This is a genomic window from Micromonospora vinacea (genome assembly GCF_015751785.1).
Lineage (GTDB): Bacteria > Actinomycetota > Actinomycetes > Mycobacteriales > Micromonosporaceae > Micromonospora > Micromonospora vinacea.
The window spans coordinates 5,695,911-5,708,681 of record NZ_JADOTY010000001.1 but is presented as its reverse complement, the minus strand read 5'-3'; the positions used below and the strand labels follow the sequence as shown (position 1 = coordinate 5,708,681).

8 protein-coding genes are annotated in these 12,771 nt (G+C 71.4%); 7 read left to right on the top strand and 1 reads right to left on the bottom strand.

Features of this window, described 5'->3' with window-relative positions; genetic code table 11:
• Positions 1 to 3 precede the first annotated feature (3 nt).
• On the top strand, positions 4 to 1,797 hold the full coding sequence (locus IW249_RS26880) for an ABC transporter ATP-binding protein (protein WP_196923301.1): 1,794 nt from the start codon (positions 4 to 6) through the stop codon (positions 1,795 to 1,797).
• A 45-nt stretch (positions 1,798 to 1,842) separates the two neighbouring features.
• Here the strand turns inward: IW249_RS26880 and IW249_RS26875 are convergent, their stop codons facing one another.
• Positions 1,843 to 2,784, bottom strand: a complete 942-nt coding sequence (locus IW249_RS26875) for a TetR family transcriptional regulator (RefSeq protein ID WP_196923300.1) — start codon at positions 2,782 to 2,784, stop codon at positions 1,843 to 1,845.
• 109 nt (positions 2,785 to 2,893) lie between these two features.
• Between IW249_RS26875 and IW249_RS26870 the strand changes: the two genes are divergently transcribed.
• From IW249_RS26870 to pglW, 6 genes are all read left to right on the top strand, one after another.
• A complete protein-coding gene (locus IW249_RS26870) occupies positions 2,894 to 3,898 on the top strand; it encodes an ABC transporter ATP-binding protein (RefSeq protein ID WP_196923299.1) in 1,005 nt (334 codons plus the stop codon).
• Positions 3,895 to 5,520 carry an ABC transporter permease gene (locus IW249_RS26865; protein ID WP_196923298.1) on the top strand — a complete coding sequence of 542 codons (1,626 nt, stop codon included), beginning with the start codon at positions 3,895 to 3,897 and terminating at the stop codon, positions 5,518 to 5,520. Before IW249_RS26870 ends, IW249_RS26865 begins: the two co-directional genes overlap by 4 nt.
• A gap of 114 nt (positions 5,521 to 5,634) precedes the next feature.
• Positions 5,635 to 6,207, top strand: coding sequence for a hypothetical protein (locus IW249_RS26860; protein ID WP_196923297.1), 573 nt, complete (start codon positions 5,635 to 5,637; stop codon positions 6,205 to 6,207).
• A gap of 246 nt (positions 6,208 to 6,453) precedes the next feature.
• A complete protein-coding gene (locus IW249_RS35075; protein ID WP_196923296.1) occupies positions 6,454 to 7,080 on the top strand; it encodes a restriction endonuclease in 627 nt (208 codons plus the stop codon).
• A gap of 498 nt (positions 7,081 to 7,578) precedes the next feature.
• Positions 7,579 to 8,175 (top strand): SHOCT domain-containing protein, encoded by a 597-nt coding sequence (locus tag IW249_RS26850; protein ID WP_196923295.1) that lies wholly within the window; start codon positions 7,579 to 7,581, stop codon positions 8,173 to 8,175.
• A gap of 52 nt (positions 8,176 to 8,227) precedes the next feature.
• Positions 8,228 to 12,652: a BREX system serine/threonine kinase PglW gene (pglW, locus tag IW249_RS26845; protein ID WP_196923294.1), complete on the top strand. Its 4,425-nt coding sequence runs from the start codon at positions 8,228 to 8,230 to the stop codon at positions 12,650 to 12,652.
• Positions 12,653 to 12,771: the final 119 nt, after the last annotated feature.

Genomic DNA, 12,771 nt, shown 5'->3' with positions numbered 1-12,771 from the left:
CCCTTGGAACCCACCCCGAAGGGCCGCGACCGCGGCCACCGCACCCTCAGCGCCGAAGAGAAGGCCCAGGCCCGTCAGGTGTCGCTGCGCCGCATCGGTCGCCTGTTCACCCCCCACCGGCCCGCACTGGCCGCCGTCACCGCGATCATCGTGGTCTCCTCGATCATCGCGATGGCCAGCCCGTTCCTGCTGCGCGCCGTGATCGACCGGGCCCTGCCGCAGGGCGACGTGACGCTGCTGGTCTGGCTGGTCCTCGGCATGGTCGCCGTCGCGGCGGTGACCTCAGCCCTCGGCGTCGTGCAGACCTGGATCTCCACCCAGGTCGGCCAGCGGGTCATGCACCGGCTGCGTACCGACGTCTTCAGCCACCTCCAGCGCCAGTCGCTCGGCTTCTTCACCCGCACCCGCACCGGCGAGGTGCAGTCCCGCATCACCAACGACATCGGCGGCATGCAGTCGGTGGTCACCTCCACCGCCACCGCCGTCGCCGCCAACCTCACCACGGTGGTCGCCACAGTGGTCGCCATGGTCGCGCTCTCCTGGCAGCTCTCCCTGGTCTCGCTCGTGGTGCTGCCGCCGGCCATCTGGCTGACCCGACGGGTCGCCCGGATGCGCCGCGAGATCACCGCCCAGCGGCAACGCGAACTCGCCGACCTCAACGTCACAGTCGAGGAGGGGCTCTCGATCAGCGGCGTACAACTGGCGAAGACCCTCGGCACCGGCCCCGCGCTGATCGACCGGTTCACCGCCTCCTCGGCCCGCCTGGTCGACCTGGAACTGCGCAGTGAGCTGGCCGGCCGCTGGCGGATGGCCTCGATGAGCATCATCTTCGCCGCCGTACCGGCGGTCATCTACCTCGCCGCCGGGCTGCCCGGCACCGCCGGCACGCTGAGCATCGGCACCCTGGTCGCCTTCACCGCCCTGCAGGGCGGCCTGTTCCGGCCGCTGATGGGGCTGCTCAACGTGGGGGTCTCGCTCACCGCGTCGCTGGCGCTCTTCGCCCGGATCTTCGAATACCTGGACCTGCCGGTCGACGTGGCCGACCCCGCCGAGCCGGTCCGCCTCGACCCTGCCCACGTGCGCGGCCATCTGCGCCTGGAGGACGTCACCTTCGGCTACCCGGGCAGTGACACCGCCGCCCTCGCCGGGGTCACCCTCGACGTGCCCGCCGGCACCAGCCTCGCCCTGGTCGGCGAGACCGGCTCCGGCAAGAGCACCCTCGCCGGGCTGGTCAGCCGGCTGCACGACCCGACCGCCGGCCGGATCACCGTCGACGGCGTCGACCTGCGCGACCTGCGCCTGGCCGACCTCGCCGCGATCGTCGGGGTGGTCAGCCAGGAGACGTACCTGCTGCACACCACCGTCCGGGAGAACCTGCGCTACGCCCGGCCGGAGGCCACCGACACCGAGATCGAGGACGCCGCCCGCGCCGCCCAGATCCACGACCTCATCGCCGGGCTGCCCGACGGGTACGACACAGTGGTCGGTTCCCGCGGCCACCGGTTCTCCGGCGGTGAGAAGCAGCGCCTCGCCATCGCCCGGACGCTGCTGCGCGACCCGCGCATCCTCGTCCTCGACGAGGCCACCAGCGCACTGGACACCGAGACCGAACGCGCCGTGCAGCGGGCGTTCGACGTGCTCGCCCAGGGGCGCACCACGATCACCATCGCGCACCGGCTCTCCACCGTCCGCGACGCCGACCAGATCGCGGTGCTCGACCACGGTCGCATCGTCGAGGCCGGCACCCACGACAGCCTGCTGGACCGCAACGGCCGCTACGCCACGCTGGCGGCCTGAGTTCCCGACTCACAACCGTCTCGAAACAGTCTTGAAACCGTCTCATTATTGCGTGGTCAGGTGGCGGTAGACGGTGGCCCGCGAGACACCCAGCGCGGCGGCGATGGCGTCCACCGAGTGGGTGCCCGCCGCGTGCATCCGCCGGGCCGCCTCGACCTGCTCCCGCCCCAGCGCGGGCGGCCGTCCCGGCCGTCGACGCCGGCCCGCCGCTCCGCCGGCCGGGCCCGGTGACGTCGCCGGGGCCGCGCTCCCCGAAGCGGCGTCCCTCTCGGTCCCGGGCGCCGGGGTTTCGCGCGCCGACGCCGGGACCGTCGTGGTCCCGCGCGTCCCGGCCGCGAGTTCGGTGCGCGCCCCGGCCGCGGCGTTCGCGTGCGGTCCGGCTCCCGCGTTCGCGTGCGGCCCGGCTGCCGCGCTCAGGGGCGGCGGGGCTGCGGCGTCCGTGGGCGGCGGGGCCAGCAGTCGGCGTACGCCGTCGAGCATGTCCGCGCGCAGCACCTCGTCCGGCACGTCGGTGAAGAAGACGATCGGATCGCTGCACGCGGCGACCGCCTGCACCGCCCGGACCCGCTCCCGACGCCCGGCGTCCGGCCCCGCGATGACGTCGTTCGCCCGCATCGCAATCGTGATCAATCGATGGTATGTGTCGCCCCGACCGACAAGCGCGATGTCGTGATAGAGCATGCCGAGCGGTCGGCGGTGGGCGAGCATGATGTCCACCCAGCCCTCCAGCACCGTCCACCGGGCCTGCTCGGTCGGCTGTCCCTGCGTGGCGTCGAGCAGCCTCTCCAGGTCGGCCAGCAGTGGCTCGATCAGGGCGGCGAGCAGGTGCTCCTTGGCCGGGAAGTGGTACAGGATGGCGGTCTTGGTCAGCCGTAGCCGCTCGCCGATCTGCCGCAGCGAGGTCCGCTGGTAGCCGTGCTCGGCGAACAGGTCGAGCGCGGCGCGCAGGATCCGGGTGCGGGTGTCGTCCGCGGGATCGGCCGTCATGCCGGCCAGCCTAGCGACGTCCTGACCGGTGGGCACGATCACCGTTGATTCTACTGACCAGCGGTCAGTACAGTGGTGACTCTCGACGCAGCCAACGGCAGGAGGGGTCATGCCCGTCATCTCGATCGGCAACCTGGTCAAGACGTTCGGCGCCATCCGGGCACTCGACGGGCTGGACCTGAACGTCGAGCAGGGGGAGGTGCACGGCTTCCTCGGGCCCAACGGCTCCGGAAAGTCCACCACCATCCGGATCCTGCTCGGGTTGCTCCGCCGCGACTCCGGCGACGCCCAGGTGCTCGGCGCCGACCCGTGGCGCGACGCGGTCCGCCTGCACCGCCGACTGGCGTACGTGCCGGGTGACGTCAGCCTCTGGCCCAACCTCACCGGCGGGGAAGCCATCGACCTGCTCGGTCAACTGCGCGGTGGCCTCGACCGGCGTCGCCGCGACGAGCTGCTGCACCGCTTCGACCTGGACCCGACCCGCCGCTGCCGCACCTACTCCAAGGGCAACCGACAGAAGGTGGCCATCGTCGCCGCCTTCTCCTCCCCGGTGGAGCTGTACGTGCTCGACGAGCCGACCTCCGGCCTCGACCCCCTCATGGAGGCGGTGTTCCAGGACGAGGTCCGGCGGGTCAAGCAGGCCGGCGCCACAGTGCTGCTCTCCAGCCACGTGCTCGCCGAGGTCGAGGCGCTCTGCGACCGAGTCAGCATCATCCGCGAGGGCCGCACCGTCGAATCCGGCACCCTCGCCGAGCTGCGCCACCTCACCCGCACGGCGGTGACCGTCGAGACCGCCCGCCCGGTCACCGGTCTGGACGCGCTGCCCGGCGTGCACGACGTGCACGAGGTCGACGGTCGTACCCACCTGGAGGTCGACCCCACCCACCTCGACGAGCTGCTCGGCCAGCTCATCCGCTTCGGCGTCCGTGCGCTGACCAGCACGCCACCCACCCTGGAGCAGCTCTTCCTGCGCCACTACGGCGACGACCCGGCCGCCGCTGCCTCGGACGCCGGCGCCTTGGACGATCCCGCCGCTGGCGCCTCGGCCGCTCCGGCCGCTGGCACCTCGGCCGCCGATGCGCACGCTGACGCCCCGCAGGGCGGTGCCCGGTGAACGCCCTCACCGGCACGACCCGGCTGGCCCGGCTCGTGCTGCGCCGCGACCGGATCCGCCTCGCCATCTGGATCCTCGGCACACCCCTGCTCGGCTACGCCCTCGCCGGCAGCGTCGCCGGCATCTACCCGGACCAGGAGGCCCGGCTGGGTTACGCCACCACCTCGGCATCCAGCCTGGTCGCCCGCGCCTTCAACGGCCCCATCCACGGCACCGACCTCGGTGCCGTGGTGGTCGCCGAGACGTACGTGACGCTGGCCCTGATCGTCGCGCTGCTGAGCACCTTCGCGGTGACCCGGCACACCCGGCAGAACGAGGAGACCGGCCGCGCCGAACTGCTCGGCGCCAACGTGGTCGGCCGGTACGCGTCGCTCACCGCCGCGCTGCTCGTCATCGTCGCGGCGAACACAGTGGCCGCCGCCCTGCTCGCGGTCGCCCTGGTCGGCGCCGGTCTACCGCTCGCCGGCTCCGTCGCGGCAGCGGCCGCAATCGGCGGAGTCGGGGTCGCCTTCACCGCGATCGCCGCGGTCACCGCCCAGCTCTCCGTCACCGCACGCGGCGCCAACGCGCTCGCCGCCGCCACCGTCGGGCTCTCCTTCGTGCTACGCGCCGCCGGGGACGTGCTCGGCGACCAGAGCGCCGACGGCACCCGGGTACGCAGCGCCTGGCCGTCGTGGATCTCCCCGCTCGGCTGGGGCAACCAGGTACGAGCCTTCGACGGTGAACGCTGGTGGGTGCTCGCCCTGCCCGTCGTACTGCTGCTCGCCGGGGTGGCGCTGGCGTACGCCCTCGCCGAGCGACGCGACCAGGGCGCCGGCCTGATCGCCCCCCGACGCGGCCCGGCCACCGGCGCGCCACGGCTGCTCAGCCCCACCGGGTTGGCCTGGCGGATGCAGCGCGGCACACTGCTCGGCTGGGCGATCGGCGTGGCGGTGCTCGGCCTCTCCATGGGCGTCGCCGCCGACGAGTTCGACGACATGATCGACGCGAATCCGGCCGCCGCCGAAGCGATCAACGCGATGGGTGGCGGAGCCGACCTGATCAACGCGTACCTGGCCGCGATGCTCGGCCTCTTCGCCCTTACCATCGGCGCGTACGTCGTGCAGGCCCTGCTCCGCGTCCGCGCCGACGAAGCCGACGGGGTGCTGGAGGCGGCCCTCGCCACGGCGGTCAGCCGTACCCGCTGGCTCGGCACCCAGGTGCTCGCCGCGACGCTCGGCGCTGTCGCCCTGCTGCTCCTCGCCGGCGTGACCACCGGCCTCGGCTACGGCATCGTCACGGGAGACCCGCTCGGCCAGGCCGTCGAGCTTGGGGGCGCCGCGCTGCTGCGCCTGCCCGCCCTGCTCGTGATCGCCGGGGTGGTGACCGCGATCTTCGGGCTACTGCCCCGCTGGTCGGTGGTGCTGTCCTGGACGGCGCTGCTGGTCTTCCTGCTCCTCGGGCAGCTCGGCGCGGTGCTGGAACTGCCGCAGGCCGCGCTCAACGTCTCGCCGTACACCCATGTGCCGGCCGTGCCCGCTGTCGACCCGACGGCGCTTCCCCTGGTGGTGCTGGCGGCGGTGGCCGCGGCCCTGCTCGCCGTCGGCGTGGCCGCCTTCCGCCACCGCGACGTCCCGTCCTGAGCCACGTTCCTCCGTCGTTACTGAGCTGCCACCGATCATTCAGGCCAGGATCGGGCAGTCCGTGGGCGCGGGCCGGAGCGGACGGGGTTGCCCGGGGCTGGCAGCCTCGACCGCGTGAGCGATCTTTTGACGCAGCTTCCGGCGCTCCTCGGCGTCCTGGTTGGCACCCTGGGCACGATCCTCGCCACCTCCCTCGCCGACCGCGCGCGGTGGCGGCGAAGCCAGAGCGTCCGCTGGGACGAGCGGCGGCTCGACGCGTACGTCGACTACGCGCACGCCCTCAAGGAAAGCCACGCGGTGGCGCTGCGCCTGACGGCCGACCACCGGCCGGGATCGCGGAGCCACCCCATCGACCGCGAGGAGGGGCTGGCCCGGCTGGCCGAGGCGGACGCTCGGCGCACCATCGTCTGGGAGAACCTGCTGCTGCTCGGCGACCAGCCGACGGTTGCCGCCGCCGCCACCTGGCGGGATGCGATCTGGCAGGTCGAACGGCTCGCCCGGGGAATCGTCGAGCCGCCGTCGGACGTGATGGAGATGCTGACCCGCGTCGACGAGGCCCGCGACGGGTACTACCGGGCGGCCCGGCGCAGTCTGGGGGTGCGCGGGGGGTCGGTGGAGCAGTCCGCGACGCTGCGGAGGGCGTTGGTCGACCGGTCCACCGCAGCGTCTGAGGTGCCCGCCGCCTGAGTGCGGCGGTGCCGGGGGCCGCCGCGGGCCCTCCTATGTGGGAACGGCGGCTGACGGGTACCGGACACTGTCGACGGTCGTGCAGGGGGTTTGTCGCACGCTACCGCGACACTGGGGCTTCCTCGACCGGGGAGGTGCCTCGTGCCGTATGTCAGGTCCCACACCAGGAAGGGTGGCGCGCGGGTTCGAGCGCACTACCGAAGGCGGCGCACGGGCAGCGTTCGGCGCAGATCGACGGTCCGCCGCGTGGCCGGTGGCGGCAGATCTGCCAACGGCTGGGCTCTGGCACTGTGTGCCGTCGTCGCTTTCGTGCTCCTCCGCATGGTCATCGATTTCGTGCAGCGGCATCCATACTGGTCCGCTCTCCTGGTGAGCCTCGTCGTAATGGCGGCGGCCACGATCGGTCTTCTCATCTCGAAGCAGCGTGCCCGCGAGCGGGCCGATCAGGCCCAGCGGGACAGGCTGATCGCGGTGACCGACACGATGAGCGGCCCCGAGTTCGAGCAGTGGTTCGCCCGGATCCTGGTCGCGTCCGGGTTTCGGAACGTGACAGTGTGCGGCGGCCCCGGTGACCGGGGAGCGGACGTCCTGGCGATCGCCCCCGACGGTCGACGCGTCGTGGTGCAGTGCAAGCGGCAGAACCCCAGCAACCGGGTGGGCAGTGCCGCGATCCAGCGGTTCGCCGGCACCTGCCGAGACATCCACGGTGGCGAGATCTGCATGCTCGTGACTAACAGCTTCTTCACCGCGGGCGACGGAATTCAGATAGCCCGGCAGCTCAACATCACGCTCGTCGACCGGGATGCGCTGGAAATGTGGGCCTGGACGGGAAGGCCAGCGCCGGGGTCCATCGTGGGCGGCGCGCCGCACTGATACGCCCGGTAGATCGCCGAGTCACCGGATGTTCCCAAGATGCTGACCCGTGTCATCAGCGGGGCGCACCGGCTACTACCGGAGGTCCCTCGGAGTATCGGTGTCCGGGGTGGATCTCGCGATCTGTCCACGGCGCTGCCGGTAGAGATCAGTCTGGTCGAACGGCGCCCACTGTCCGCATACGTCGAAAACTTGAGTCGACTCGGACTACCCGGCACGGTCGTTTCGGTGAACTGTGGGCGCTGAACTGCCGGTAGGCTCTCCGCAGCATTTACACAGTAATTCACCAGATAAGGCACCTGAATGGTAATGCGTTTCAATACCCCGCCCGGTTGGCCAGCCGCTCCCGAAGGTTGGATTCCGCCGGCTGGTTGGCAACCTGACCCGTCGTGGCCCGCGCCGCCGCCCGGTTGGCAGTTGTTCATCGACGGCACACCACAGCAGGGGTCCGCAAACCTCCCCGCCCTTCGGCATTCCGGTGAAACGGCCGTGCCTGTCGTGGTCGAGGTGCAGCAAGTGCAGCAGGCGACCGGCCCGCTCCCGCCGATCATGCCATCGAGCGCGCCGCCGCGTCAGGTGCCTCCCGCTGGCGAACCGGGTGTGCTGTGGTCCGCTGTCGGTCAACCGCTTACCGGCATCGGCGCTGGTCGGTACAAGTTGACAGCAACCATGCTGTATTTCGAGCGGGGAGTCCTTTCGACAAACGCGCAGCAGGTGCCAATCGCACACGTCGTCGATGTCGATCTGCGGCAGTCACTCACCCAGAAGGCGCGTGGGGTCGGGAGCGTCGTCGTGAAGGTGCAGCGGACGAACGGCTTGGAACTGGTAGTTCTGGAAGACCTTCCCGATCCGCGTGCGGCTGTTGCGGTGATCAACCAAACGGCGCAGGCAGCTCGGCTTGTCGAGCAGCAACGGATGAACACCCATCACTACGCGGGCCTGCCGCCGATGGCGCCGGCGATGCCGCCCGCCCCAGTACCCACTGGGGTCGACCCGATCGCGCAGCTCCGACAACTCGGCGAGCTGCGTGACGCAGGCATTCTGACTGAGGTCGAATTTACGACCAAGAAGGCAGAAATCCTCTCCAGGCTCTGATTGCGCAGGTGGGTCCCCGATGGTTCGGCACTCTGCCCCTAGGATCTCTGGAATGCAGGAGGGCCGTTGGACGACGATCACGCCGTCGCAGTTCGCGCACGAGCGGGAGGCGCTGGCGCACGTCCAGGCGCTGCTGCCGGACAGTGAGCCCTACCGCGCCTGGTCGAACTTCACCTTCACCGCCCAGACCGGGCACCCCTACGAGGTCGACCTGTTGGTCGCCGCGCCCGGCGGCCTCTACCTCATCGAGATCAAGAGCCTGAACGGCCGTCTGCGATCCAGCGGCTCCAACTGGATCCTCCAGGGCCCGAACGGCACCCGCACCTTCGACAACCCGCTGCATCTAGCCGACGCCAAGGCCAAGAAGCTCAAGTCGCTGCTCCAGGTGGCCGCCTCGCGACGCAAGGGTCAGCCGGTCAGGATCCCCTTCGTGCAGGCGGCGGTGTTCCTGTCCAAGCCTGGCCTGAAGGTGGAGCTGTCGGAGCATCATCTCCACGGCATCTTCGGTCCGGAGCCGGCCCCGGGTCACGAACCGGGGCTGTTGCCGGCGATCACCTCGCTGCTGCAGCGTCCACCGCAGGACGAACGGCAGCGGGTCACTAAGGAGATGTCGGCGGCGTTGCCCGACCTCCTCGACGCCGTGGGCATCGCCCGTAGCCGCCGGCACTGCCAGATCGGCGCGTGGGAGTTGGAGACCCGTCCGTTCGACGTCGGCCCCACCTGGCAGGACCACCAGGCGCGGCACCGCGATCTGGAGCGCGAACAGCGCCGGGTGCGGATCTACCTGGTCGAGCGCAACGCCGTGCAGACCGAACGGGCCAGCATCGAACGTGCCGCCAAGCGCGAGATGCTGGCCCTGCACGGCATCAACCACCCGGGCATCGTGCAGGTCGACGCGATGGAGTCGCACGAGGCCGGCCCGGCGCTGATCTTCCGGTACGACTCTCGGTCGGTGCGTCTCGACCATTACATCGCCCAGTACGGTGACCGCCTCGACGCGCTGAGCAGACTCGCGATGATCCGCCAGCTTGCCGAGACGGTGGCGTACGCACACGGTCGGCGGCTGCACCACCGTGCGCTCTCTGCTCGCAGCGTGTTGGTGAACCCTGGCCGGGCGCGGCGTGGTGGCAGCGACGACGAAGCGTGGCTGATGCCTCAGCTGCAGATCAGTGACTGGCAGGCGGCGACCCGAGGCGTGGACAGCGCTGGCGGCAGCAGCGGCCAGCCAGTGACTCTCTCCTCGCACGCGACCGCACACATCGAGCGGTCCGCCGAGGCGTACCTCGCTCCGGAGTTGACGGCGCCGACTCCTGACGCTGTGGCGATGGATGTCTTCGGCCTCGGCGCACTGGCGTACCTGATCCTGACCGGTCAACCACCGGCCACGAAGCGCCCCGAACTGCTGGCCCGGTTGGCTCGGGACAACGGTCTGCGGGCCGCCGCTGTTGCCGACGGCATCAGCGAGTTCGCCGACGAGTTGATCCAGGCCGCCACCGCACCTGTCCCGGCCCAGCGGCTCACCACGGTCGCCGACTTCGTCGAGATGCTCCAGCTCGTCGAGGACGAGTTGACCAGCCCACCACCGGGTTCGGTGCACCCGGAGGAGCCGGCACCCGAGCAACCCGACCCGCTGGAGGCGCGTGGGGGCGACCGAGTCGGCGAGTGGAAGATCGTCCGCCGCCTCGGCACCGGTTCGACCTGTCGGGCGTTCCTCGGCTTCAACGAGCGCACCCGGCGGGAAGAGGTCCTGAAGGTTGGGCTCTCCGACGAGAAGGGCGCCCGGCTGGCCCACGAGGCCCGGGTGCTCAGCCCGCTCACCGACTCCCGGGTGATCCGGCTGGCCCGACCGGAGCCGTTGCAACTGGGCAACCGCACCGTGGTGGTGCTTGAGCACGCTGGCGACCACACACTGGCGCGCAAGCTGCGCGACGACGGTCGGCTCACGGTTGACGAGCTGGAGACGTACAGCGACTACCTCTTTGGCGCCCTCGACTACCTGGAGGGCGAGGGCGTCTATCACCGCGATATCAAGCCGGACAACATCGCCATCCGGATCCGGCCCAACCGCACCAGGCAGTTGGTGCTCTTCGACTTCTCCCTGGCCGGAGTCTCGGTCAAAGAGATCATCGCCGGTACTCCGCGCTATCTGGACCCGTTTCTCGGCGCTGCTAATCGTCCCGTCTACGACAAGCACGCCGAGTGGTACGCGCTCGCGGTCACCCTGCACGAGATGGCGTCCGGAGAGCTGCCCGTCTGGGGCGACGGCGGCACCGAACCGCAACTCACCGACGGTCCGCCGGTGCTGGCCGCCGAGGCGTTCGACCCGGCGATCCGCGACGGCCTCGTGGAGTTCTTTCAGCGGGCACTGCACCGCGACCACCGTCGACGCCACGCGTCGCTGAAGGACCTGCGCGACGCCTGGCAGGACGTCTTCCGCCGCTCGGACGCGAGCACCCCGGTCGGCACCGAGCACCCGGACGTCGACGAGCCGGACGAGCAGGTCGCCGCCGCGGCCCGCGACGAGGCCGCCGGCAAGGCCACCCGGGCAACCGCCCTGGAGGCCGCCGGCCTCACTCCACGCGCGGTCTCGGCCGCACACCGCCTGGAGGCCACCACCGTCGGCGAGCTGCTCACGGTCTCCAACAAGCTCGCCCACCTGCCCGGTCTAGGCGCGAAGACCCGCCAGGAGCTGCAACGCCGGGTCAAGGAGTGGCGGCAGCGTCTGGGGGAGCGGGAAACGCTGCCCACCACGCCCGCCGCCCGCAAGGCGGCCAGCGAAGAAGCGGCCACCGAGACCACCGCCGGCCACGGCGACACCGATCTGGTACGCGTCGGCCTGGACGCCATCGCCACGCTGCTCGTCCCGGCGAAGAATGGCCGCAACGCCACCGAGATCGAGGGCACCCGGCTGCTGCTGCACCTGCCCGACGAGTCAGGGGCGCTGCCGGCGTTGCAGCTGTGGCCGCAGCAGCCGCAGGTGGCCTCCGCGCTGGGCGTCACCGCCGGTCGGGTCGCGCAGATCCTCGGCAAGCAACGCAAGCGCTGGCACGAGATCCCGGTGGTCGCCAGCGTGCGTACTCAGATCATCGAGCTGTTGCACGACGGCGGCCGGGTCATGGGCGTCGCCGAGCTGGCCGCGGCGCTGCTGAGTAGCCGCGGCTCGGTGCGCACTGGGGACGAGCTGCGTCTCGCGGTGGCCGTCGCGGCGGTGCGTGCCGCCGTGGAGGTCGACGCGCTCGCCGACGAGCCGCGACTGTTGCTGCGCCGGCACTCCCGCGCCGACATCGACGGCAAGCCTCACCCGCGCGGCGACCGGCTGCTGGTGGCGTTGGAGGTCAGCGATGACGACGCGCCGGAAACCCCGGCCGCGCCGGCGCTGCTCGACTATGCCGACGCGCTCGGCAAGGCCGCCGACAAACTCGCCGCGAGTGAGGTGCTACCCAGCCCCGCAACAGTGCTGCGTACCCTCGCGGCCGTGACCGTGCCCGGCGGGGCGGCCGAGGCGTTCGACGAACGACGGCGGGTGTTGCTCGCCGCAGTGGCCTCCGAGCGGGCCGCCGCCACCGCGCGGCTGGAGCTCTACCCGCGCAACCTCGACCCGGTGCGGGCGCTGCGGCTGGCCCAGGCCGGCCTGGTGCCGCCGACGACCCCGTCTGACGGACGGCGCGGGCTGACCCCGACGCACGTCGCCGACCGGGTCACCGCGCGCTTCCCGGAGCTGGACCCGCTGCCAGGCCACCCCAAACTGGATCGGCTACTGGCCGAGGCTGGCTTCGAGCTGCGGTGGGACCGGGACCGGTACGTCTCGCCACCGCCCCGCGCGGCCTCGTCCTCGGTGTCGATCATCCAGCGGCGTCCGTCGGTCACCGCGACGCCGAGCCGGTGGACGGCCGAGTCTCCGGAACTGGCGGCGGCGATGCGCGCCGAGGAGCGGCTGGCCGGCGCTCGGGCCGCGGGTGGGTTCCGGGCGCTGACGGTACGCCTCAACCGGTACCACCTGGCCCGAGAGGAGTTGGCGCGACGCTTCGACGCCCGGCCGATCAACGTGGCGGCACGCTTCCTGAATCACCTGCATGCCCTGGTCGACGCCCGTCCGAAGCCGACATGGGAGACCGTGCTCAGCGCGGACATCGCCCAGGAGGGGTCGCGGGCGGCGATCAAACTGGGGGAGTACGTCGAGCAGGCGTGGCAACTCACCGTGCCGTCGCTGCGCGCCATGCTGTCGGCCGGGGATGGGCCGGTGCTGCTGCACGATGCGGCGGTGCTGGCTCGGTACCGGGCGATGGAGAGGCTGCACGAGGTGGCTGACGCGGCGCGCGGTGGGGCGGGGAATGTGTGGCTGCTCTGCCCGATGGAGGATCCGGCGCTGCTGCCCAAGCTGGACGGTGTGGTGGTGCGGGTGGGCGACAACGAGTGGATCGCCCTACCGGACGCCTGGGTCGTCAACGCCCACCGCAGCACGGTGGCAGCCTCCTGACCGGTTGCCGTGGTCGACTGGATTGCCGGGAGGTCAAGTGGCGGCACCCCGTGCGCGGCCGATTTCCCGACAGCGTCCGCAGTCCCAACGGCGTACCGTCCCGGGTCAAGCATGGGAGG

Bases quoted from the DNA above. Each gene is read 5' to 3' on its own strand.
- IW249_RS26875 (WP_196923300.1), bottom strand. From the start codon at position 2,784: ATGACGGCCGATCCCGCGGACGACACCCGCACCCGGATCCTGCGCGCC.
- pglW (WP_196923294.1), top strand. From the start codon at position 8,228: ATGCAGGAGGGCCGTTGGACGACGATCACGCCGTCGCAGTTCGCGCAC.
- IW249_RS26870 (WP_196923299.1), top strand. From the start codon at position 2,894: ATGCCCGTCATCTCGATCGGCAACCTGGTCAAGACGTTCGGCGCCATC.